General features: G+C 51.6%; 22 protein-coding genes. 20 read left to right on the top strand and 2 right to left on the bottom strand.

All coding sequences use genetic code 11. From position 1 onward, the window contains the following. The first annotated feature begins 51 nt into the window (after positions 1-51). From A7K91_RS06835 to A7K91_RS06785, 11 genes are all read left to right on the top strand, one after another. Positions 52-393, top strand: coding sequence for a cyclic-phosphate processing receiver domain-containing protein (locus A7K91_RS06835; protein ID WP_068680987.1), 342 nt, complete (start codon positions 52-54; stop codon positions 391-393). Between the two features lie 54 nt (positions 394-447). Further along, positions 448-1464, top strand: coding sequence for an SAM-dependent methyltransferase (locus A7K91_RS06830; RefSeq protein WP_082967280.1), 1017 nt, complete (start codon positions 448-450; stop codon positions 1462-1464). A 137-nt stretch (positions 1465-1601) separates the two neighbouring features. Next, a complete protein-coding gene (locus tag A7K91_RS06825) occupies positions 1602-2006 on the top strand; it encodes a hypothetical protein (protein ID WP_068680983.1) in 405 nt (134 codons plus the stop codon). A 156-nt stretch (positions 2007-2162) separates the two neighbouring features. Next, positions 2163-3800 carry a serine/threonine-protein kinase gene (locus tag A7K91_RS06820; RefSeq protein ID WP_068680981.1) on the top strand — a complete coding sequence of 546 codons (1638 nt, stop codon included), beginning with the start codon at positions 2163-2165 and terminating at the stop codon, positions 3798-3800. Between the two features lie 93 nt (positions 3801-3893). Then, positions 3894-4592, top strand: a complete 699-nt coding sequence (locus A7K91_RS06815; protein ID WP_068680979.1) for a response regulator transcription factor — start codon at positions 3894-3896, stop codon at positions 4590-4592. Further along, a complete protein-coding gene (locus A7K91_RS06810; RefSeq protein WP_068680977.1) occupies positions 4589-5947 on the top strand; it encodes a HAMP domain-containing sensor histidine kinase in 1359 nt (452 codons plus the stop codon). The genes A7K91_RS06815 and A7K91_RS06810 overlap by 4 nt, the downstream gene beginning before the upstream one ends. Before the next feature lie 68 nt (positions 5948-6015). After that, positions 6016-6879, top strand: coding sequence for a carbon-nitrogen hydrolase family protein (locus A7K91_RS06805; RefSeq protein ID WP_068680975.1), 864 nt, complete (start codon positions 6016-6018; stop codon positions 6877-6879). A gap of 121 nt (positions 6880-7000) precedes the next feature. Beyond that, the gene (locus A7K91_RS06800; protein WP_068681024.1) at positions 7001-7657 is read left to right on the top strand and encodes a GNAT family N-acetyltransferase; all 657 of its coding nucleotides are present in this window, start codon (positions 7001-7003) and stop codon (positions 7655-7657) included. A gap of 707 nt (positions 7658-8364) precedes the next feature. Further along, entirely contained in the window at positions 8365-9036 is a 672-nt protein-coding gene (locus A7K91_RS06795; RefSeq protein WP_068681022.1) for a GNAT family acetyltransferase, read from the top strand. Beyond that, positions 9033-9827, top strand: a complete 795-nt coding sequence (locus A7K91_RS06790) for an MBL fold metallo-hydrolase (RefSeq protein WP_068680973.1) — start codon at positions 9033-9035, stop codon at positions 9825-9827. The genes A7K91_RS06795 and A7K91_RS06790 overlap by 4 nt, the downstream gene beginning before the upstream one ends. Positions 9828-10310: 483 nt before the next feature. Beyond that, the gene (locus A7K91_RS06785; protein ID WP_068680971.1) at positions 10311-12332 is read left to right on the top strand and encodes an endonuclease MutS2; all 2022 of its coding nucleotides are present in this window, start codon (positions 10311-10313) and stop codon (positions 12330-12332) included. On the opposite strand, the gene A7K91_RS06780 is transcribed toward A7K91_RS06785, so the two are convergent. Beyond that, on the bottom strand, positions 12329-12967 hold the full coding sequence (locus tag A7K91_RS06780) for a thiamine diphosphokinase (RefSeq protein WP_068680969.1): 639 nt from the start codon (positions 12965-12967) through the stop codon (positions 12329-12331). The two genes, A7K91_RS06785 and A7K91_RS06780, sit on opposite strands and share 4 nt — an antisense overlap. Positions 12968-13165: 198 nt before the next feature. Between A7K91_RS06780 and A7K91_RS06775 the strand changes: the two genes are divergently transcribed. Both A7K91_RS06775 and A7K91_RS06770 read left to right on the top strand, forming a co-directional pair. Continuing rightward, positions 13166-13834, top strand: a complete 669-nt coding sequence (locus A7K91_RS06775) for a trimeric intracellular cation channel family protein (protein WP_068681020.1) — start codon at positions 13166-13168, stop codon at positions 13832-13834. A 3-nt stretch (positions 13835-13837) separates the two neighbouring features. After that, positions 13838-14347 (top strand): low molecular weight protein-tyrosine-phosphatase, encoded by a 510-nt coding sequence (locus A7K91_RS06770; RefSeq protein WP_068680967.1) that lies wholly within the window; start codon positions 13838-13840, stop codon positions 14345-14347. A gap of 107 nt (positions 14348-14454) precedes the next feature. Here the strand turns inward: A7K91_RS06770 and A7K91_RS06765 are convergent, their stop codons facing one another. Beyond that, entirely contained in the window at positions 14455-15192 is a 738-nt protein-coding gene (locus A7K91_RS06765; protein ID WP_068680965.1) for an alpha/beta hydrolase, read from the bottom strand. 277 nt (positions 15193-15469) lie between these two features. Here A7K91_RS06765 and pdhA point away from each other — a divergent pair, with 277 nt between their 5' ends. From pdhA to A7K91_RS06730, 7 genes are all read left to right on the top strand, one after another. Beyond that, on the top strand, positions 15470-16537 hold the full coding sequence (gene pdhA, locus A7K91_RS06760; protein ID WP_068680963.1) for a pyruvate dehydrogenase (acetyl-transferring) E1 component subunit alpha: 1068 nt from the start codon (positions 15470-15472) through the stop codon (positions 16535-16537). A 21-nt stretch (positions 16538-16558) separates the two neighbouring features. Beyond that, positions 16559-17536 (top strand): alpha-ketoacid dehydrogenase subunit beta, encoded by a 978-nt coding sequence (locus tag A7K91_RS06755; protein WP_068680961.1) that lies wholly within the window; start codon positions 16559-16561, stop codon positions 17534-17536. A 32-nt stretch (positions 17537-17568) separates the two neighbouring features. Next, positions 17569-18861: a dihydrolipoamide acetyltransferase family protein gene (locus tag A7K91_RS06750; RefSeq protein WP_068680959.1), complete on the top strand. Its 1293-nt coding sequence runs from the start codon at positions 17569-17571 to the stop codon at positions 18859-18861. A 3-nt stretch (positions 18862-18864) separates the two neighbouring features. Then, a complete protein-coding gene (gene lpdA, locus A7K91_RS06745; RefSeq protein ID WP_068680957.1) occupies positions 18865-20280 on the top strand; it encodes a dihydrolipoyl dehydrogenase in 1416 nt (471 codons plus the stop codon). A gap of 121 nt (positions 20281-20401) precedes the next feature. Beyond that, a complete protein-coding gene (locus A7K91_RS06740; RefSeq protein ID WP_245697291.1) occupies positions 20402-20905 on the top strand; it encodes an acyl-CoA thioesterase in 504 nt (167 codons plus the stop codon). Between the two features lie 143 nt (positions 20906-21048). After that, entirely contained in the window at positions 21049-22005 is a 957-nt protein-coding gene (locus tag A7K91_RS06735; RefSeq protein WP_068681016.1) for a thymidylate synthase, read from the top strand. A gap of 45 nt (positions 22006-22050) precedes the next feature. Further along, a complete protein-coding gene (locus A7K91_RS06730) occupies positions 22051-22542 on the top strand; it encodes a dihydrofolate reductase (protein WP_068680955.1) in 492 nt (163 codons plus the stop codon). Positions 22543-22579: the final 37 nt, after the last annotated feature.

Raw genomic sequence — 22579 nt, 5'->3', positions numbered from 1 at the left:
GGTTTGGTATAGCGGATTGTATGGTACGAAGCAGGGGAGGAGCGAGGTTCGTTGATTCATGTCTATCTGGACGATTACCGTCCTTGTCCGAAGGGATTTGTTCCCGCCAGGGATGCGAAAGAATGCCGTTTGCTGCTGGAGGAGGAGACCATAGACATTTTGTCTCTGGACTTTGACCTGGGATGGGGCCAGCCTACGGGTATGGAGGTCGTTCGCCATATTATCGCCAGCCGCAAGTTCCCGCGCCGGATTTATATTCATACCTCCAGCGCGGCGGGGCGCGTCAGCATGTATCATGAATTAAGCCTTCATCTTCCCGGGGACTCCCAATTATTCGGCGGACCGATGCCGACTGCGTTGCTCCAGGAAATCGCAAGCACGGCCAAAGCTTGAACCCTTGGTCTGCTTGCGGCGCACTATATGACAGAACGAAAGAGGCAACCCATCGTGAGTTTATGGATTGGAACCGCTAATCAGGGCTACGCCCCTTATGCAATGGAAGAAATAAGAAAAGTAATACCGGGCTGCGGCTTCAAGCCTTTGTCCCCGGGCGAGGTTTTCTGGATGGAAAGCCCGCTGGACCGGGCCGCCACGATAAGTTCGCTGCTTGACTCCGAGCTTGTGTTTCTGCGTCATATTCAGCCTATAGAGGCCAGTTTGGATGCAGCTGGCGACAGTAGCGATCTGGAAAAGCTAGCCGATGTACTTCGTGGCGCGTTGCCCTTTTTTCAGGGGAAAAAAGCGGCTGTTCATCTGCGCAAGGCCAACGGCGCTATATTCAGCTATGGCGCTTCTGAAACGAAAGCAGCGCTTGAGACGGTTTTGGCGGAAGCCGGTGGGGAGCCCAGCGTTCAGCATCCCGAAGCTATATTTTCGATATATGCGTCAGGCGACAAGCTGTATGCGGGTTTCGCGACGCCATATGACATGATGTCAGATTGGCCGGGAGGCGCGATCCGTTTTCAACGGGAAGAAGGTCAAATATCCCGAGCCAAATTCAAGCTGCTGGAGGCGGAGAAAACCTTCGGGCTTGATTATAGCGGATTTACACAAGCGATCGATATCGGAGCCGCGCCGGGAGGATGGACCTCGCTGCTGCTGGAACGGGGAGTAAAGGTGACGGCTGTTGATCCTGCCGACTTGCATCCTTCCCTGCAAGGCCATCCCGCGCTCCGGCATTTGAAGCAAAATGCTTCTGCGATCAAGCTGGACAAGGGAGCTTACGACCTTCTGGTCTGCGATATGAGCTGGAGCCCAATGCAGATGAGCAGGCTGGTGCTGGATTTGAAGGACGCGCTGGTCCCGGGGGCAAAAGCGGTTATTACCGTTAAGCTGATGCATCGCAAGCCGCTGCAAAGCATACGGGAGGTCAAGGAGCGACTCGGAACCGCGTTTGTTATTCTCAGAAGTAAGCAGCTGTTTCACAACCGCGAGGAAATTACACTTTTTGCAGAGAAAAAATAAAGCTGCGACAATCGTGTAACGGGATATTCGTGCAAGCAAAACAGGGAGAGCATCCCGAATGATTCGTTTTGACGGATTGTTCGGGATTTTTTTGATAAAGTGAGTTTAGAGCAGCCAGTCAAAAGGGAGAGTGTGAGATGGACGGAGGAGAGAAAACAACAATTCCGGTGCTTCTTTACCGGTACAAGGGGCCCCGGCGGAATATAGGATTTACGTTGTCGCCCCTGTATCTGAATGAGGCTTCGCCGCCAATCGAAACCGAGCAAATGCTTTTTATTTACAATGAAGACTTTGAATATATTCGTCCCGCCCTTGACAGGGTATTTCCGCTTGCTGACCCGTATACGGGCGAGATGATGCTAATGCTCGATCCTTGCTGGGATAATCCCATCCCCAAGAATGTGTGGACGGGGGTTTTGGCGGAGCTGGAGGAGATGAAGGCTGATGAGCCTGAACTGGCGCCGTTTCTGGAAGCATTTATCACCTGGGCCAAAAAGCAGCTAGACCATGCCGACGGAATTGAAGTGATGGGCAATTTGTAACGGAAAGCAACTGAATAGCGCAGCCGGACCTTTACAAGGCGCTGGTTGTAAACCTTTATGTGAAGCAAGAAGCTCCCTCATGATAATGGCGGAGCTTTTTTTATTGGCTCGTGACAGCGGAGGTCTTTAAACAAACCTTAAGAGGAGAATGTGACAATGGAACCAAAAAATGTACCGACTAACGAACAATATGGGACGACATCATCACTGCAAAGGCAACAATCGCCGGGATCTCGCCGCAAAAATAGAGGCGGCGTCATTGGCGGCAGATACCGTATTTTGCGCATTATTGGAGAAGGCGGCATGGGCATTGTATACGCCGCAGAGGATTTGCGTCTTGGAGGTATGATCCGGGCCGTCAAAATCGGAGTATCCGGCAATAGCAGAGAGGGGTTGGGGGAGGAGGCCGCTACACTGATGAGGCTTAACCATCCCCATTTGCCGCAGCTGCTTGATTATTGCCCTGCGCAAGGCAATGAAGATATCGAGGCTTTGGTTATGGACTATTTTGAGGGAATTACGGGAATAGAGGCTGTCCGCTCCGGGGGATTGGAGCAGGAGCTTGTGCTGGATATTGGCCTCCAGCTTTGCGATGCGCTATCCTACCTGCATGAGCAACCGGTTCCCGTCATCCATCGGGATCTGAAGCCGTCCAATATCCTGATTGGAGAAGGAGGGCATGTCAAGCTGATTGATTTTGGCATATCGCGTCTGTTTCGGGAAGGGCAGGCCCATGATACGGTCATGCTGGGAACTGCGGGCTTTGCCTCTCCGGAGCAGCGGCAGGGCGAACAGAGCGATGCAAGAAGCGATGTATACGGCTTAGGCGCTCTGTTGTATTTCCTGGCTTCGGGAGGCGGCATGATCGGGGGCAGCAGCCGCAGAGAGCAGCTGCGTCTGTTGGCCAAGCTGGAGGGCCGCTTCTCCGCTGAAGCGCGCCAGCTGCTGGGCGACATGCTGGAGCCAGACAGAAGCCGCCGTCACCAGAGCATGCGCCGGGTACGCGAAGCCATGCTGCAATGTGGCGGTCAGCAAGCGGGTATGAAACGGAACTACGGCGCAAGCGTCTCGCTGCGACGAGGCCGGCCGAAATGGATCAGCGTATTGTCGCTGACTCCGGGAGCAGGAGCAACAACGCTGAGTCTCACGCTGGCCTGGATGCTGGCTCGCGAGGGCAGGACGACAACGGCGGTGGAATGCGCCGGACCGGTGTCTGAATGGAGTGAGCTTCTGCCGGACTGCTGGGAGAGACAATCCGATTTGGACCAGGGCATATACAGGGGACGACTTAATCCAGCAAAAAAAGTCGCTAATGTGCAATTGCTGTCGCTTTCGGGTCAGTCATCCGGCAACGTAAATCCGCGAACCTCGCTGTTTGGCACTGCGCTGCGCGAAGCGGAGGGCGACTGTGTTATTGCCGATTTGTCCAGCGAATGGGATGGAGATGCTTTTGGTGAGATGTTGACCCGGTCCAGCCTGGTGCTTGCCGTGGGCGATCCCTCGTTGTCCAAATGGCAAATTCCGAAGCTGCTAAAGCTTGCAGAGCTCAGGGAGCAGCTAGAGAAGGAGGGGCGGCATTTGCGCTGGATCGCCAACAAGGATCTGAAATTCAGGGGAAGACAGGAGTGGCTGTCTTCTTTTCCGGCCAAACCGCTGGCGGTTGTACCGCTATTGCCGGCTCGCGATGTGCTGGATACGCTTTGGCGCGGGAGATGGCTCCCCGAGCATCCGGGGCTGGGGCGCGAGCTGGGTAAGGCCTTTCGTCCGATCGTAGGTGAAGTTTTGAACCTGTGAGGAAGAGCAGCAGTGGGATTGGAATTGACTGGCTTGCAATTGGGAAGCCCCTTCATTATGATGAAAGTACTATGCAATGGAAGGAGCCGATTCATGAACGAGCGTGTTCTTGTGGTTGAGGATGAAGCGGGAATCGCGCGCATTTTGCAGTTGGAGCTGGAGCATGAGGGATACGAGGTCGGTGTTGCGAGCGACGGCCGGACTGGCTACGAGATGGCTTCGGGCGGCGATTGGCAGCTTGTACTGCTGGATGTGATGCTGCCGGAAATGAGCGGCATTGAAGTGCTTCGGCTTATACGGCAGGCGGGAAATCCGGTGCCGATTATTTTGCTGACGGCAAGAGATACTGTGCCCGATAAGGTAAGCGGCTTCGAGCATGGAGCCAATGACTATATAACAAAGCCTTTTGCCATGGAGGAGCTTCTGGCGAGGGTGCGCAATATTTTGCGGATTTTTCAGAAGTATCCCCGCGAGGCTGAGGGCTCCGATTTGATCAAGCTGGGCGATTTATCCATCGAGCTGCGCACTCGCAAGGTGTATCGCAAAGATATTTTGATCGAGCTGACGCCGAGAGAATTCGAACTGCTGGTGTATCTTGTGGAAAATCGCAATGAGGAAAAGTCGCGCGAGGATATTTTGTCCGAAGTGTGGGGGTATGACTTTATCGGGGAAACCAACCTGGTAGACGTATACATCCGGTACCTGCGGCAGAAGCTGGACAAGGGCTATCGGCATAAGCTGATTCATACGGTGCGCGGCGTAGGATATATGATTAAGGAGCCGGATGCATGACGCTGCGTAAACGATTTACGCTTTTTACAATATTTTGGCTTATTCTGATTTTGATTTTTTTCAATATATTTGTTTATTTCTATGTGATCAAAATAACGACCCAAAGCGAAGAAGAGGTTATTGCGACCAAGGTTAATCTGATGCTGGAAAATCCCCGCATTCAGAGCGGCCGGGGCCTCAATTCGCCGGATTTGCTTGTGGAATACCATAATGTCAATGAAATGATCCGGATTATTGTGCCCAATAACCGGGTTGTGAACATATCCGGCACGCATCCCGTTTTGATGGAGCTGCCTGCCCAGTTCGAAGCCTTTCATCATACAGGCATGCTGACGAAAGGCGGGGAGCGCATTCTGTTTATGCGCGTGCCTCTGTACGAAGACGGCAAGGTAATCGCCATGCTGGAGGTTAACCGCATTCTGGATGAGCTGGACGATTATTTGCAGGTGCTGGTTGCGGCTCTTAGCGTAACTAGCGGCGGCGCTATTTTGTTTGCCATCTTCGGCACCTATTGGTTTACGTCCAAGCTGACTGCCCCGATTCAACAGATGGTGAATACGATGCGCGAAATTGACCGGAGCGGCAAGCTGCGGCAAATCGAGGTTAGTAACCGCGAGGAATCCGCTGAGCTGCAGCAGCTTGTGCGGGCGTTTAACCAGATGATTGGCCGGCTGGACCGTACGTTTGCGCGGCAAAAGCAGTTTGTTGCCGATGCATCCCATGAGCTCAAAACGCCGTTAACGGTCATTTCCAGCTATGCCAACATGCTGAAAAGATGGGGCCGCGACAACGAAAGCGTTCGCGACGAAGCCATTGACGCCATTGCAAGGGAAGCGGAGCGATTGCAAAATTTGACCAAGTCCATGCTGACGCTTGCAGAAGCGGAGCAGGAGGACTGGCTGCGGCTGGAGCTGTTCGACGTGGTGCAGGTAGTAGACGAGCTGGCGACGATGCTGCAGACAACCTTCCAGCGTACCATCCGCGTGAAAACATTGTCCAGAGTGGTGCGCATGGTCGGTGACAAGGACAAAATCAGGCAGCTGCTTGTTATTTTGCTGGATAATGCAATCAAATACTCGAAAGAACCTATAGATATTTCCATCACGTTAATGCGCAATATTGTCAAAATCGAGGTTAAGGACAAGGGAATGGGCATCCCCGAAAAGGAAATTCCGCATCTCTTCGAACGCTTTTACCGCGTAGACGGTGCGCGGAGCCGCACAACGGGCGGCGTTGGTCTCGGTTTGTCCATTGCCAAACGCATTGTAGACATGCACGAGGGCAAAATTGATGTTTTCAGCTTGCCTGAGCTGGGAACAACCATTACTTTGCAATTCAAGCAGCGCCGCTCCTGAGATGCCAACATACCATGCGCATCAGCAGGGCGTGGCGCAACAGCTCGGGAGAAAAGGGAGGAGCACCAATGAAATTTCGCACTGCTGCCGTACAATACCATTTGGCGGATATTGATCATATCGACGAATTCAAGCACCAGGTTACCCATTATGTCAAAACAGCATCGGAATACGGCGTTCAGTTTTTGCTGTTTCCAGAGTTTATGACGACCCAGCTTCTGTCGCTGGGCGATGGCAGCGGCAATGCACTGCCGATTGAAAGACTGCCCGATTTTACAGAGGACTACATAGCTTTGTTTCAAGGGTTAGCCAAGGACTATGACATGTACATCGTTGGCGGAACGCATGTGGTCGAGGTTGAAGGGGGCAAGCTCCGCAATGCCGCCCATCTGTTTCATCCCGATGGAAGCATCGATGTCCAGCACAAAATCCATCTGACGCCTACCGAGGTAACGGAATGGAATATGTCAAAAGGCGATGGCGTAAACGTATTCCAAACGAAGTTTGGCACAATCGCGATGTTGACCTGCTATGATATCGAGTTTCCGGAAATTGTACGGATGGCGCGGGCGAAGGGTGCGGATGTTATTTTCTGCCCGTCCTGCACGGACGATAGACATGGCTTCTACCGCGTCCGCTATTGCTGTCATGCGCGAACGATTGAAAACCAGATTTACGTGGTGGCAACCGGAACGGTTGGTTCTTTGCGCAAGGTTGATTTTATGCGGGGCAATTTTGGTCAAGCGGCCATACTTGCGCCAAACGATATTCCGTTCCCGCCAGGCGGCATTATTGCGGAAGGCGTTATAAACGACGATATGCTTGTGGTAGGCGATCTTGATCTGGACCTGCTGGAAGAGGTTCGCAGAAACGGCTCCGTTATGACCTGGCGCGATCGCAGAGCGGATTTGTATACGGACTGGTCGTCATAACAACTTCGTTGATTATTGGGAACATTACACCGAGTAGTCAACGGTTATTATGCTGGCTATACTAGCTGCCAAGGGGCGGCGGCGTTTTCGCACAAAGGAGGCTGCAAGCTTGAAGAAGCAAATGTACATCCTGAATGAAGGCAAGCCCGAGCTCCTTGCCATTAGAAGCTACGGAACCGCCGACTTTGACGGAATGATTGACGTTCAGCGCAAAAGCTTCCCTCCCCCATACTCGGAGGAGCTGCTCTGGAGCAAGGAGCAGCTGTCAAGGCATGTGGCGGCTTTCCCGCAGGGAGCGCTTTGTGCGGAGGCTGGAGGCCGATTAGTAGGCTCGGTGACCGGACTCATTGTCAATATGGAAGATTATCATGGCTCTCATAGCTGGGAGACGATAGCGGATAATGGCTACATCGGCAATCACAACCCCAAAGGCGATACGCTATATGTCATCGACGTATGCGTCATTCCCGCTTACCGCAAGGCGGGCGTTGGCAAATGGCTGATGCAGTCCATGTATGAAACGGTTGTGCATCTTGGCCTGAAGCGTCTCCTTGGAGGCGGCCGCATGCCGGGATATGCCGCCAAGGCGGATATCGCGACGCCGGAGCAATATCTTGAAAAGGTCATTGCGGGCGAATGGAAGGACCCCGTTATCACCTTTTTGCTGAAATGCGGCAGAATGCCCATTGGAGTGGAACGCAATTATTTGGACGACGAGCAATCCCTAAACAACGCCGCGTTGATGGAATGGCGAAATCCATTTCTCGAAAGAAGCTAGAAATCGAGGACCGGAGCGTAGTTTAAGCTACGTGAGGACCGGAGATTTCGGCTGAATTCCATATTCGCCGCTGGCCATGACGCAAGTCATGACCCGTAATAGGAAGCGGACTTTTTGAACTACCTATAAAAATGAAAGTTCAAAAAGTTCGGTTTTCAGTGCCAAGAAGATGGAAAGAAGCTAGAAATCGAGGACCGGAGCGTAGTTTAAGCTACGTGAGGACCGGAGATTTCGGCTGAATTCCATATTCGCCGCTGGCCATGACGCAAGTCATGACCCGTAATAGGAAGCGGACTTTTTGAACTACCTATAAAAATGAAAGTTCAAAAAGTTCGGTTTTCAGTGCCAAGAAGATGGAAAGAAGCTAGAAATCGAGGACCGGAGCGTAGTTTAAGCTACGTGAGGACCGGAGATTTCGGCTGAATTCCATATTCGCCGCTGGCCATGACGCAAGTCATGACCCGTAATAGGAAGCGGACTTTTTGAACTACCTATAAAAATGAAAGTTCAAAAAGTTCGGTTTTCAGTGCCAAGAAGATGGAAAGAAGCTAGAAATCGAGGACCGGAGCGTAGTTTAAGCTACGTGAGGACCGGAGATTTCGGCTGAATTCCATATTCGCCGCTGGCCATGACGCAAGTCATGACCCGCAATGGGAAGCGGACTTTTTGAACTACCTATAAAAAAGAAGGGGAGTGCTTTACGTATGTTGATCTACCACCGCATCACATCAATCGACGATCCATATTTCAAGCCACTGCATGAATTGCTTGGGACGATTTTTCCGCCTGAGGAGGTGCTTGCGTATGAGCTATGGCGCGAGCCGCTTCTTGATCCATCCATTCATGTTTATGCGGCGCTGCATGGCGAAGAAGTCGTTGGCGCAACGGAGTACCGTTATTATCCCGGCCTTCGCGTCGCCATGACGGATTTCACCATCATCGGCAAGCCGGCGATGGGCATCGGGCGATTCCTGCTGCGTAACCGCGAGAAGGATTTGCAGCGGCTGGCTCAGGAGTCCGGCACCGTGCCGCTTGGCATGTTTGCCGAGGTGTATGACCCGTATCGGGCGGCTGAGCATGGTTTTGGCGGCGTATCTCCGATGAATCCCTATGTGCGCCGCGAGGTATTATCCCATATTGGCTACAAGCGGCTGGATTTCACTTATGTGCATCCGTCCTGGGATCACGAGGGGCAGGCAGTGGAAGAGCTGGATTTGTGCTTCCTCCCGCAGGACGAGGAGCGTCAAGAGCTGGATGCTGCATTAATTGCCGAATTTCTGGAGGGCTATTATTCCGCGCTGCCGAATAAACCGGAGGCATGGCTTGAGATGGTCCAGAGCTTGAAGAATCGCAGGTCGGTTGAGTTAAAGCCGCTATGACGGAGCTGGTTTTTCGCGGAACGGGCGATTCTCAAGGCGTTCCGCGAGTCTACTGCCAATGCGCCGTTTGCGAGGAAGCAAGAATGTCTAGCCCCGATGGCGGACTTAACCGAAGGTATCGCTCATCCTTGCAAATCAATAATGATGAGGCGGGTATTCTTTGGATTGACTGCGGCCCTGACTGGAAGCTGCAGATGGAGGCGGCAGGCCTGAGGAGCATTGATGCCATGCTCATTACCCATGCGCATTATGATCATATAGGCGGGCTGCCGGAATGGTATGATGTTTGCCGCTGGACCGGCCAAACGAGCCGTTTGTATGCGCCAACGGAAGTGATTGCCGAAATCAGATCGCGTTTTCCGTGGCTGGAGAGCCGAATTCACTATTTGCCATTCGACGGAACCTTGGATTTTGGTCCTTGGAAAGCGGATAGCTGGCGGGTCAATCATGGGAAAAACGGGTATTCCTATGCTTTTCGCTTCAGAAATAGCGTTAACGGCTATTCATGGGCTTATTGCAGCGATGCTATTGATTTGACGGAGGAACAGAAAAGGCCGTTGGAGGGGCTGGATCTCCTTGTTTTAGGAACCAGCTTTTATAAGGAGCCATATCCCCGCGAAACCCGTTCCGTCTATGATGTTATGGAAGCGGCCGAGCTTGCGGAGCTTTTGAAGCCCGGCCAGATGTGGCTGACCCATATGTCGCATGACATCGACATCAGGCAAGACCATGCCCTGCCCTCGGGAATGGGATATGCAGTCACAGGCCAAGCGATCATGCTGCCTGTTTGAAGAAGTTGGCGCGCTGCCGGTTTGACGACTCCACATCGAACCGAAAGTGTACGCCAGCTAAGCCAGCCGGGCGGTCAAACGCACTATTGACTTCTATAATGTGGTTACGTTAAGATAAGGTGGAACAAGGTTGGATGATTTGAAAGCAACCTTTACAAAGGGGAAATTTTAATGATTAATGGTGTTCTTAACTCATAAATTGGATACGACCAAGCATCATGAAGGTCCTGTTGTATGTACAGCAGAGGCTTTATTTCGTGATCTGGTCCCATGAGTTGAGAACATGAGGATTTCCGCCTGCATACCTGAAGGTAGACAGACTGAACACCGTGCTTCTTGGCAAGCACGGTTTTTTTGTTGCCATTTTTTGTATTGCGCCCCATAAGCGCACTATTTGGCGACGGTCTGTTGTCCCCGAAGACAGGAAGAGACGCTCACGCGTTCCTTCCTGTCTTTTTTTATGTAAAAAAAGGAGGAAGAAGGATGAATGAAGCAACATTTAAAACGCTGGAGTATGACAAAGTAAAAGGGATTATTGCGGACTTTGCAGTATCGGCTGACGGGAAAATGCTCGTTGCAGATATGAAGCCGCTAACGGAAATAAGAGCCGTGGAGTCCAGATTGCGCGAAACGGAGGAGGGATGCCGGCTTTTGGCGAAAGGCGCAAGCATTCCTTTGTCTGCCATGGACGGTATACAGGAGCTGCTGGCGTTGCTGGGCAAAGGCAGAGTTTATCATGAGCAGGAGCTGGAGCAGCTGGCGGTATGGCTTACATCCGTTGCTCAAATGAAGCGTTATATGGCAAGCAAACGGGAGCTAGCGCCTACCATTTCCGCTTATGGCGAAAGCCTGAATGAATGTCCGCGACTGAGAGAGGAACTGCAGCGATGTTTGAGATGCGGTCAGCTTCTGGACGAAGCAAGTCCCGGGTTGGGCCATATTCGGAGGCACATCTATTCCGTGGAGGACAAAATTGAAAAACGGATGAACCAGATTATGGGCAAATACAGAAGCTATTTGCAGGAAGCCGTTATTAGCCGGAGAAGCGGCCGATTGGTTTTGGCCGTCAAACGCGAGCAGCGAAAGTTTGTGCCTGGTGCTGTGCTGGACGAATCCGCGAGCGGGCAGACTCTGTTTGTGGAGCCGCAGGATATCGGGGCTTTGCAAGGCGAGCTTGAGGAATGGAGGGCGGCGGAGGAGCGTGAGCGATATGCGGTTTTGGCAACATTATCGGAGCAGGCGGAGCAGCATAGGGATGCCTTGTTCGGGAACAGGGAGGTCATGGCGATATTGGACTATATCACAGCCCGCGCCAAATGGTCGTATAGCTGCGGCGGAAACCGCATTGCAACAGCTTCGTCGCCAATTATCATATTGCGCGGCGCCCGCCATCCGCTATTGGGCCAGCATTGCGAGCCGCTTACTATTGAGCTGGGCTTGAACTGGAAGCAGCTCATTATAACAGGACCTAATACAGGCGGCAAAACGATTGCGTTAAAAACGGCAGGCTTGCTGGTGCTTCTTCATCAAAGCGGGTTGCTTGTGCCTGCCGGAGAAGGCAGCACATTGGGGCTGTTTACCCAAGTTGCCGCCGATATTGGAGACGGGCAAAGCCTGGAGCAGTCGCTTAGCACCTTTTCCGCACATTTGTCCGTATTAAGCGTCATGCTGAAAGAGGCGGGTTCAACAAGCCTGCTGCTGCTGGATGAAATGGCGGCGGGAACCGATCCCTCCGAAGGCATAGCTTTATCGATCGCCGTTTTGGAAACACTGCTGGAGCGAGGATCATTGGTTGCTGCAACAACGCATTTTAATGAAATAAAAACCTTTGCAGCGTCAACCAAGGGCTGTATGAATGCCAGGATGGCCTTTCATCCCGATACGCTGGCTCCGCTATACCGGCTTGAGATTGGGGAGGCGGGAGAAAGCCATGCTTTTGATATCGCAAGGCGTTATGGGTTGCCGGAGGCAGTGCTGGCACGAGCCGAAGCATTGCTTCAGCAGCAACGCAAACCAGAATCGGGCAGTTGGGCTGCTGCCAGCCATCCAGCGAAAAAAGGCGAAGGAATAAATCAGGGGGCCGAGAGCAGGGGAAACAGGCGCCGCGACAGAAATGGCAGGAAGGATAAGCTCCCTGAACATGGCGGAAATGAAGCTGGCGCGGCTACCCGGGAAAATGATAGGGAAGGAGCGGCAGCTGCCGCAGGCAAGCAAACGTTTCAAAAGGGCGACGCCGTCTGGATTTATCCGCTTCGCAGAGCAGGCATCGTTTTCCGCCCGGCGGATGAGAGGGGCAATGTCGTTGTCCAGGTAAAGGGGGAAAAGCTAACCTTTAACCGGAAACGGCTCAAGCCGTACATTGGCAGGGAAAAGCTTTATCCCGGCGAGGATTACGACTTGGACATTGTGTTCGACACAAAAGAAAATCGTAAAGCCCGCCACCAGCTAAGCCGCAAGCATATTGAAGGCTTGGAAATTATAACGGAGGAAAAGGATGCAGATTAATCCCGGCTCTGAATAACAAGCAGCTTGCCGCTTGTCAGCAATACGGTTCCTGTTGGTTCGGCCAGCACGTTACTGATGCCTAAAGATTGCCCGATCGTAAGAGTGGCATTCTGGAGCGGATATTGAAATCCGGATAATGTGATGCCCGTTACTGCTTCTGTCAGCGGTAGGAGAGATACTTGAGAGTAGCCCCCTTGATGCACGACAAGGCTGGAGGTCGCGAGCGATATGGCATTGTGCTTGTCCAAAATGCAGGCCTCAACGCCTTCCGCTTCGGCAAGCGCCAGCAGGTGAACATTGGCTAGCGCATGATCGAAACGGGTGCCGAGCGCTCCCAGCAGCTTGATACGGGATGGCTTTCTGGAGAGCGCAAGGCGGAAAGCCAGCTCGGTATCGGTGTAATTTTTGTCCACGGGATCGCAAGGAATTATTTCGCCGCAATTAGCGGCGATTCTCTCCCGCTCTTCTGCCGTTACGGAGTCGAAGTCGCCTATCGCTACATGAGGGGGAATGCCGTTATCCACCAAAAATAAAGCGCCGCTGTCCGCGCCAATGTAAAAGTCGCTGTCCTCCATGTGCTGGAGCGCCCAAGCGCCAAGGCTTCCGCCTGTGCAAATGATTATGTTGCTGCTCATTTATGTATTCTCCCATTCTTCAAATAGAAGTCCAATCTTTGATAGTATAGCTCCTGGGCGCAAATCCCACAATAAATTAGGGATAACGTTTCTGTCGGCAATTGCGTAAATTTGTCGTTGCGAACAGGCGCAAGCGGGGATAAAATGGGGAGGGGCGGAGCAGAGAGTAACGGGAAGCGAGGCTAGGCAACAGTGAGCATGGATATTTTCAGCGTGTTCAGCTTGATCGGCACAATAGCGTTTGCGGTCAGCGGCGCGGTGGTGGCGATGGAAGAGGAATACGATATTTTAGGCGTATACGTGCTGGGGCTTGTCACAGCTTTTGGCGGAGGGGTCATCCGGAACCTGCTTATCGGCATGCCTGTAACCATGCTGTGGAGCCAAGGGTATCTGCTGAAAACGGCGATAGTTGCGATGACGATTGTGTTTCTGCTTCCGGTCAGATGGATTCTTCGCTGGCGCAGAAGCGAGGCTTTTTTTGATGCAATCGGCTTGTCGGCCTTCGCCATTCAGGGTGCGCTGTATGCAACGCAAATGAATCATCCGCTCAGCGCGGTGCTGGTTGCCGGGATGCTGACGGGCATTGGAGGAGGCATTATCCGCGATTTGCTGGCGGGGAGGAAGCCGCTGGTGCTGAAGGATGAGATTTATGCGGTATGGGCCATGCTGGCGGGACTTGCCGTCGGAATGGGCTGGTTTGTAGGGCCTGTGGAGCTTCTTGTATTATTTGTCATCATCATTGCATTCCGCATGATGTCGGTTTATTTTAAATGGAAGCTGCCGCGCAGGTCGCTCAAAGGAGCGTTTGCCGCATCCGCCAACAACGCGAACCGCAAGAGCAATTTTTTCAAAAGAAAGGGTAGTTAGCGGATGGAAAAAAAGGCGCGAATCCTGTTTGTGTGCCTGGGCAATATTTGTCGTTCACCCATGGCTGAAGCTGTTATGCGGCATGAAGTCGCCAAGGCCGGTCTAAACGGCGCCGTTGAAGTGGATTCAGCGGGAACCGGCGACTGGCATCTGGGCAAGCCTCCCCATGAGGGAACGCGCCAGGTGCTGGAGCAGCATGGCATTTCGTATGAGGGAATGGCGGCGAGACAGGTCAAACGGAATGATTATGATCAATTTCATTACATCGTTTGTATGGACGGAAAAAATTACGGGGATGTGCGGAAGCTGTTTGGAATAGGCGGCGTGCACGACGGAGCTGGCGAGAAGGCCTGGCCTAAGGTTTTGACCTTTATGAGCCTTATGCCAGATAGGGGCTTGGAGGATGTGCCTGATCCGTATTACACAGGGAACTTCGATTTTGTTTATGAACTCGTAGAAGAGGGCTGTGAAGCGCTGCTTCATAAAGTGAAGAGTGATTTGGGGCTTGCTTAATGCTTGCCTGACCGGGGGCAGAGCGATAGGGGAGATGCCAAGCTCGCATAAGGGCTTGTATAGCATCTCTCCGCCTGTGCCGGTCCGGGGCAAGCTCGCTGGCGTAATTATTCGACCTCTATGAAATGGAGGAGAGCCTGCGGCACTTCTTGCTGCCAGAAGCCCCATTGATGCTTGCCATCCTTTTCTTCATAGAAAACGGACGCGCCCTTTTGCTTCAGAATGGCTACAGTATCGCGGTTAAGCTGTACAAAATCGAATACGCCGCGATCCGTTTCGAAAGCGTTCTCCTGCAGTCCAACGATCATATACATATGAAGCCCGCTTAGATCGGAGGCTTGGGCGAGAATGCGCTGGGAGACGGGATAAAAAGCTCCCGACATGGAAATGACGCGGTTAAACAGCCCGGGGTAGCTTACGGCCAGATGAAGGCTTACCGTGCCTCCAAGAGAGTCTCCGGCCAGAATCCGGTATTGCGGGTCCTGCCGCACGGAGAAGCGCTCCTCGATAAAAGGGACAAGCTCTTCGGCAAAAAATGTGATGTAATCGGCGTAACGGCTGCCATCCGGCGTATATTCTTCACTGCGAACCGACTTGTCGACATCGACGCCTACAATAAGGAAAGGCTCCAGGCCTTCGTCCAGAATAAGGCGTGTAGCGGTTGTGGCAATCCGGCCGAAATTAAAAAAATCCTCGCCGTCCTGGCAATAAACAACAGGGTAGCTGAGCAGCTCATTATAGCCCGGCGGAAGGAAGACGCGAAGGTTGCGGCTGCCCTCCGGCAAACGACGGCTTTGAACCGTTTCTTTTAAAATCGTTCTTTTTAAGTAGATGTCGTTGCTCATGGATAAGCTCCTTTGGCTGAATGGAATGGAAAACCTTAGTTATGGGAACACAATAAAAGTGCTCCGTCAAAAGCGGGCAGCTAATTGTTGTACTATACTGTTACAGTGATTTTTGTCATCTGTAGCATATACAATTTCTTAAAAAAAGAATAAAATCTCTTCAAAAAACGGGGTTTTTTCTCTTTTTGCTTTGACCATTTTTGCTAAACAGGTTTATAATAATTCTATAACAGAGCAACATGATTTTCAAATATTTCAATTGAGGTGAGCGTTCAAAATGAGCAAATTGCCATACGAAGTTCAAACGGAGCCAGTAGCACCGTTGTCCGTATTGTCGCTCGATGGAGAAGTAACAAATCCGGATCTGCTTCCGGAATTGACTGATGATCAATTAAAGGAAATTATGTACCGTATGGTATTTACCCGTACTTGGGACGAGCGTGCCGTTAACCTGGGCCGTCAAGGCCGCCTCGGCTTCTACGCTCCGGTATCGGGACAAGAAGCTTCCATGGTTGGCAGCGAATATGCATTGAACAAAGACGATTTCATTTGCCCGGGCTACCGCGACATGCCGCAATTGGTATGGCATGGACTTCCGCTGTACCAGGCATTCCTGTATTCCCGCGGACACCAGCACGGCGGACAAATTCCTGAAGACGTGCACGTATTGATGCCGCAAATTATTATCGGCGCTCAAATTCTTCATGCTACAGGCGTGGCCATGGCGTTCAAGAAAAAAGGCGAAAAACGCGTTGCCATTACGTACACAGGCGACGGCGGTTCCTCCGAAGGCGATTTCTACGAAGGCCTGAACTTTGCCGGCGTATACAAACTGCCTGTCATTTATGCTGTTCAAAACAACGGCTACGCCATTACAACACCGTTCGAAAAGCAAACGGCTTCCCTGTCCATCGCTCACAAAGCGGTTGCAGCCGGCATCAAAGGCGTTCAGGTTGACGGCATGGACGTGCTGGCTGTTATCAAGGCTGTTCGCGACGCGGCTGAGCGCGGCAGAAACGGCGAAGGCGCTACGCTGATCGAGCTGTTGACTTATCGCTTCCGTCCGCATTCCCTTGCAGACGACGCTACTAAATACCGCACGAAGGACGAAGAGGCGGAATGGGCGCTTAAAGATCCGATTATCCGTTACGGCAAATACTTGGAGAAAAAAGGTCTTTGGAGTGAAGAAGATACAAACCGCGTAAAAGAAGAAGCAAAAGCTGCTGTTATTGAAAACATTAAAAAAGCTGAAGCCGTTGAAAAAATGACGGTTGCCGGCTTGATCGATACTATGTTCGAAGCAACACCGCAACACCTTGAAGAACAAAAGGCCGATTTTCAGTAAGAAGGGGAGGACTAAACAATCATGGCACAAATGAATATGCTTGAAGCGATTCGCGATGCAATGCGCGTAGAATTGACACGTGATCCCAACGTAGTCATCTTCGGTGAAGATGTGGGCAAGGTTGGCGGCGTGTTCCGTGTAACAGAAGGTTTGCAAAAGGAATTTGGCGAGGAGCGCGTATTTGATACGCCGCTTGCGGAATCTGCAATTGCCGGTATGGCGGTTGGTATGGGCATTCAAGGCTTCCGTCCGATCGCGGAAATCCAGTTTGTAGGCTTCATCTATGAAGCGCTGGACCAAATGTTCATCCAGGCGGCACGTATGCGCTACCGTTCCGGCGGCCGCTACAACTCGCCAATCGTATTCCGTACGCCATTCGGCGGCGGGGTTAAAGCAGCCGAGCTGCACACGGACTCCCTTGAAGGTCTTGCGATTCAAACGCCGGGCATTAAGGTGATTATTCCTTCCAATCCTTACGATGCAAAAGGTCTGATGATCTCCGCGATTCGCGATAACGATCCGGTATTTTTCATGGAGCATCTTAACCTGTACCGCGCATTCAAGGCAGAGGTGCCTGAGGGCGAATATACGATTGAGATTGGCAAGGCAAACGTTGTTCGCGAAGGCAGCGACGTTACGATTCTGGCTTACGGCATGATGGTTCATACTGCGGTTAAAGCTGCTGATGAGCTGGAAAAAGAAGGCGTGAAAGCGGAAGTTATCGACCTTCGCACGCTTATGCCTTTGGATATCGATACAATCGTAGCTTCCATTCAAAAAACAAACCGCGCCATCGTGGTGCAGGAAGCGCAAAAAACGTCCGGGGTAGCCGCTGAGGTTATTGCGCAAATTAATGAAAAAGCAATTCTGCATCTGGAAGCGCCAGTGCTTCGCGTAGCGGGACCGGATACCGTTTATCCGTTTGCCCAAATCGAAGATGCTTGGCTGCCTACGCCTGCACGCATTGTTGCAGCTGCCAAAAAGGTGCTTGAGTTTTAATATAGTTTAATTGCTAAAGGAGGTTGCTTGCGGTGGCAAAATTTGAATATAAATTTCCAGAGCTTGGCGAAGGCCTGCACGAAGGCGAGATTGTAAAAGTCTTGATTCAGCCTGGTCAAACCGTAACAGACGATGACATTATTATGGAAGTGCAAAACGACAAGGCGATTGTTGAAGTACCTTGTCCCGTAAACGGCAAAGTGCTTGAGGTGAAGGTGAAGGACGGACAAGTATGCCATGTTGGCGAGCTTGTAGCGATTATCGAAGCCGAAGGCGAGCTTCCTGAAGGCGCAGAAGCGCCAGCAGAAGAGCCTAAGAAAGAAGAGGCGGCGCCTGCAGCTTCCGCTTCTCCGGCTGCTGCTCCTGCGGCAGAAGCTAAAGCGACTAATGCAGCCGTTTTGGCAACGCCTAGCGTTCGCAAATTTGCTCGTGAGCAAGGCGTAGACCTGGCGCAAGTAAACGGCTCGGGTAAAAACGGCCGCATTACGCGCGAAGACGTTAGCGGATTTGGCGGCGCATCTGCACCTGCTGCAGCTACAGAAGCACCGGCAGCAAGCGCAGCTTCACAAGAAGCTCCAAAAGCAGCCGCAGAGTCCAAACCGGTTGCTTCCGGCGATGCATACCGTCCTGAAGAGCGCGTACCTTTCAAAGGCATTCGCAAAGTAATCGCAGGCGCAATGTCCAAATCGGTTTATACGGCTCCTCACGTAACGATTATGGACGAAGTAGACGTTACAGAGCTTGTTGCGCTGCGTGCAAAATACAAGCCTTATGCCGAGAAAAAAGGCTCCAAGCTTACTTATCTGCCATTTATCGTCAAAGCATTGGTTGCAGCTTGCCGCCAGTTCCCGATCATGAACTCGACGCTGGATGAAGCTAACCAGGAAATCGTGTACCGCAAATACTACAATGTTGGTATTGCTACAGACACCGATAATGGCTTGATCGTTCCCGTTATCGAAGACGCGGACCGCAAAAACATCTTTATGGTAGCGGACAAAATCCGCGACCTGGCTGTACGCGGACGCGACGGCAAATTGGCTGCCAACGAGCTGAAAGGCAGCACAATTACCATTTCCAACATCGGTTCCGCAGGCGGTATGTTCTTTACGCCGGTTATCAACTTCCCTGAGGTTGCCATCCTGGGTACTGGACGTATTTCCGAAAAAGCGATCGTGCGCGACGGCGAAATCGTTGCCGCTCCTGTAATGGCTCTGTCGCTTAGCTTTGACCACCGTCTGATCGACGGCGCAACAGCCCAAAACTTTATGAACTATATCAAGCAGCTTCTGGCGCAGCCTGAACTGTTTATTATGGAGGTATAAGACATGGTAGTAGGCGACGCTTCACTGGATATCGATACGTTGGTTATTGGTGCAGGTCCCGGCGGTTATGTTGCCGCCATCCGCGCCGCGCAGCTTGGACAAAATGTTCTGGTTGTTGACAAGGAATATGTTGGCGGCGTTTGTTTGAACGTTGGCTGTATTCCATCCAAAGCGCTCATCTCGGCCGCTCATCAATTTGAGTCTGTGAGCCATGCATCCACTTTTGGCATCGAAGTAGGCGAAGCCAAAGTTGATTTCAGCAAAGTTCAAGAGTTTAAAAACGGTATCGTCAAGAAGCTGACTGGCGGCGTTGCTTCCTTGCTGAAAGCAAACAAGGTTCAATACTTCCAAGGCGAAGTGATGTTCATCAACGAAAACGAAGCGCGTGTTTTCAACGATCAAGAAGCGCCTCGTTACCGTTTCAAAAACTGCATTATCGCTACAGGCTCGCGTCCAATCGAGCTGAAAGCATTCCCATACGGCAAACGCATCGTGTCTTCTACAGGCGCTTTGTCGCTGCCTGAAATTCCGAAAAGCCTCGTTGTTATCGGCGGCGGCTACATCGGCATCGAGCTTGGCCAAATGTACTCCAAGTTCGGCACTAAAGTAACCGTAATCGAAGGTTCGGATTCCATCCTGCCAGGCTTTGACAAGGACATGTCCTCCATTGTTGCCAAGAAACTGAAAAGCACCAATGTTGACATCGTGACTGGCGCTCAAGCAAAAAGTGCAGAGCAAACCGATAACGACGTTACGATTACGTATACTGTAGGCGATAAGGAAGAAAAAGTAACGGCTGATTACCTGCTCGTTACAGTTGGACGCCGTCCTAACACAGACGGAGAGCTTGGTCTTGATCTGGCAGGCGTTAAAATGACAGATCGCGGTCTGGTGGAAGTTGACGCTCAATGCCGCACAAACGTACCGCATATTTATGCGATCGGCGACATTACGGCTGGCCCTGCGCTGGCTCACAAAGCCATGTACGAAGGCCGCGTTGCAGCAGAAGCTATCTCCGGCTTGACTAGCGTTGTTGATTACAAATGCGTACCAGCTGTTTGCTTCTCCGATCCGGAGTGCGCAAGCGTCGGCATCAGCGAAAAAGAAGCAAAAGACCAAGGCCTTAACATCAAAGTGGGTAAATTCCCGTTTGCTATCAACGGCCGCGCTATGTCGCTTAATGCAAACGAAGGTTTCGTGAAGCTGATTTCCGATGCAGAATCCGGTTTGTTGCTTGGGGCACATATCGTTGGTCTGGAAGCATCCAACATGATCGCAGAATTGGCGTTGGCTATCGAGATGGGCGCTACCCTTGAGGATATCGCGCTGACTATCCATGCTCACCCGACGCTGGGCGAAATCGTTCTGGACGCAGCCGAGGTTGCATTGGGTCATCCGATTCACACTTTTGTGAAGTAAGAGCCATTTGTCCGGTAAAAAATAGATTTGTACAGCAAAGAGGTCAGGCGGTGTTATGCTGCTTAGACCTCTTTGCGCATATTATAGTAGATACCCCCTCTTATTTAAGGAGAGAACGCCTATGGTAATGCTAAAGCCCAAAGCAACAAGCGAATCCAGAACCTTGATGACTCAGCTCATATTTCCTCAGGACACCAATCATTACGATACGATGTTTGGCGGCAAGCTGATGGAATACATGGACAAGGTAGCTGCAATTGCAGCAATGCGCCATGCCAGGGGAAGAGTGGTTACCGCTTCTACGGACAGTCTGGATTTTCTTGCGCCAATCCGAATCGGCGAGGTTATCGAGGTAGAGGCATTTGTTACCTGGACCAGCCGCAGCTCTATGGAAATTTACGTCAGCGTCATATCCGAAAATTTGTATAGCGGCGAACGTCAAACAACCGTAACGGCATTTTTTACGTTTGTAGCGCTGGATGACAGCGGAAAACCAACGCAGGTTGCCCCTGTCGAGCCGGAAACGGAGAAAGAAAAGGCACTGTTTCTTTCCGCCCCGGAACGGTATGCTTTGCGCAAGCAGCGCAAGCAGGAGAGAGCCGCCAGTACAAAAAAGTCCGACTAGGCTGCATCAAGGATGGGAAGATGAACTTAGACTGTTGGTTCTGTCGTCAAGTGGAAACAAAAAACCGTCGTGCAACAACTAACGGGATGATATAATGGATGACAATAAGAGGTTTGATTGTCAAGCGGGAGGATGAGCAATTCATGAACGGCGAGCAGCAATATTTGCAACTGCTGAGGGATGTGCTGGACAAGGGTTCGCGCAAGGAGGACCGGACGGGAACGGGGACGATCTCCACATTTGGGTATCAGATGCGTTTCGACCTGTCGCAGGGATTTCCGCTGATAACTACCAAGCGCGTAGCTTTCAGGCTGGTTGCCAGCGAGTTATTATGGTTTATTAAAGGCGATACCAACATCCGTTATTTACTTCAGCACAATAATAATATTTGGAATGAATGGGCGTTCAAAAAGTGGGTAGAAAGCAGTGCTTACTCCGGTCCCGACATGACGGATTTTGGGCTTCGCTCTCAAAGCGATGAAGCCTTTGCCGCTTTATACCGGGAGCAAATGGATATTTTTAAAACCCGGATATTGGAGGAAGACACATTTGCCGAGGAATTTGGGGAGCTTGGCAATGTTTACGGAAAGCAGTGGAGGGAGTGGCGCACCTCGCGCGGAGACAGCGTGGACCAGCTTCGCGATGTTATCGAAGCCATTAAAAAAACGCCCGATTCCAGACGATTGATTGTATCGGCATGGAATCCGGAGGATGTGCCGACCAATATGGCCTTGCCGCCTTGCCATACGATGTTCCAGTTTTATGTATCGGAGGGTAAGCTGTCCTGCCAGCTGTATCAGCGCAGCGGCGATATTTTCCTTGGAGTGCCGTTTAACATTGCCAGCTATGCGCTGCTGACGCATCTGATCGCTCATGAATGCGGCCTGGAGCCCGGGGAATTTATCCACACGCTGGGCGACGCGCATATTTATTTAAACCATCTGGAGCAAATCCAGGAGCAGCTGACGCGGGAGCCAAAGCCGCTGCCCAAGCTGCTGCTGAATTCAGGAAAAACCTCACTTTTTGAAATGGAGCTTGAAGATATCAAGCTGGAAAATTACGAGCCTCATCCCGGCATTAAAGCGCCGGTGGCCGTTTAAGTGAGTGAACAGCCTCTTTAAGAAAGCTTAAGGGAGATGGAATTGGTGCCAGTAACAATGATTGCGGCTATGGACATTAACCGAACGATAGGTATTCATAATGAGCTGCCGTGGAGATTGCCGGCGGAAATGGCTTATTTTAAGGAAAAAACAATGGGTAAAACGGTCCTTATGGGCCGTAAGACCTTCCAATCGCTCCGAAAGCCGCTGGAGGGACGTCTAAACGCCGTTCTCACCAGAGGGGATGGAAACGGCTTGGCTAACTGTGAAACCGTGCAAACGGTCAATGAAGCGCTCAGGAAATATGCTGGCGGCAGCAGCGAGCTGATGGTTGCGGGAGGAGCGGAGATCTATCATCTGTTTTTGCCGCATGCGGACAAGGTGCTGCTTACTGTTGTCGACACGGATATTCCGGGAGGGGATGCCTTTTTCCCTTCGCTGGACGAAACTGTTTGGAAAATAACGGGAAGCCGGTTTAGAGAAGCCGATGACAATAATCCGTATTCCTTCACCTTTTATACGTATGAGCGTATCTGAATTCTAGCGATGACTCCAAAGAAGGTTTGACGAACGA

This window comes from Paenibacillus oryzae (assembly GCF_001675045.1).
Taxonomy (GTDB): domain Bacteria; phylum Bacillota; class Bacilli; order Paenibacillales; family Paenibacillaceae; genus Pristimantibacillus; species Pristimantibacillus oryzae.
The sequence above is the reverse complement of the archived record's forward strand: the minus strand, read 5'-3'. Positions and strand labels throughout refer to the sequence as shown.

Coding starts and splice junctions, on each gene's coding strand:
- A7K91_RS06785 (WP_068680971.1), top strand. CDS start 10,311: ATGAATGAAGCAACATTTAAAACGCTGGAGTATGACAAAGTAAAAGGG.
- A7K91_RS06790 (WP_068680973.1), top strand. CDS start 9,033: ATGACGGAGCTGGTTTTTCGCGGAACGGGCGATTCTCAAGGCGTTCCG.
- A7K91_RS06735 (WP_068681016.1), top strand. CDS start 21,049: ATGAACGGCGAGCAGCAATATTTGCAACTGCTGAGGGATGTGCTGGAC.
- A7K91_RS06780 (WP_068680969.1), bottom strand. CDS start 12,967: ATGAGCAGCAACATAATCATTTGCACAGGCGGAAGCCTTGGCGCTTGG.
- A7K91_RS06815 (WP_068680979.1), top strand. CDS start 3,894: ATGAACGAGCGTGTTCTTGTGGTTGAGGATGAAGCGGGAATCGCGCGC.
- A7K91_RS06825 (WP_068680983.1), top strand. CDS start 1,602: ATGGACGGAGGAGAGAAAACAACAATTCCGGTGCTTCTTTACCGGTAC.
- A7K91_RS06810 (WP_068680977.1), top strand. CDS start 4,589: ATGACGCTGCGTAAACGATTTACGCTTTTTACAATATTTTGGCTTATT.
- A7K91_RS06775 (WP_068681020.1), top strand. CDS start 13,166: ATGGATATTTTCAGCGTGTTCAGCTTGATCGGCACAATAGCGTTTGCG.
- pdhA (WP_068680963.1), top strand. CDS start 15,470: ATGAGCAAATTGCCATACGAAGTTCAAACGGAGCCAGTAGCACCGTTG.
- A7K91_RS06755 (WP_068680961.1), top strand. CDS start 16,559: ATGGCACAAATGAATATGCTTGAAGCGATTCGCGATGCAATGCGCGTA.
- A7K91_RS06820 (WP_068680981.1), top strand. CDS start 2,163: ATGGAACCAAAAAATGTACCGACTAACGAACAATATGGGACGACATCA.
- A7K91_RS06740 (WP_245697291.1), top strand. CDS start 20,402: ATGGTAATGCTAAAGCCCAAAGCAACAAGCGAATCCAGAACCTTGATG.
- A7K91_RS06805 (WP_068680975.1), top strand. CDS start 6,016: ATGAAATTTCGCACTGCTGCCGTACAATACCATTTGGCGGATATTGAT.
- A7K91_RS06800 (WP_068681024.1), top strand. CDS start 7,001: ATGTACATCCTGAATGAAGGCAAGCCCGAGCTCCTTGCCATTAGAAGC.
- lpdA (WP_068680957.1), top strand. CDS start 18,865: ATGGTAGTAGGCGACGCTTCACTGGATATCGATACGTTGGTTATTGGT.
- A7K91_RS06770 (WP_068680967.1), top strand. CDS start 13,838: ATGGAAAAAAAGGCGCGAATCCTGTTTGTGTGCCTGGGCAATATTTGT.
- A7K91_RS06765 (WP_068680965.1), bottom strand. CDS start 15,192: ATGAGCAACGACATCTACTTAAAAAGAACGATTTTAAAAGAAACGGTT.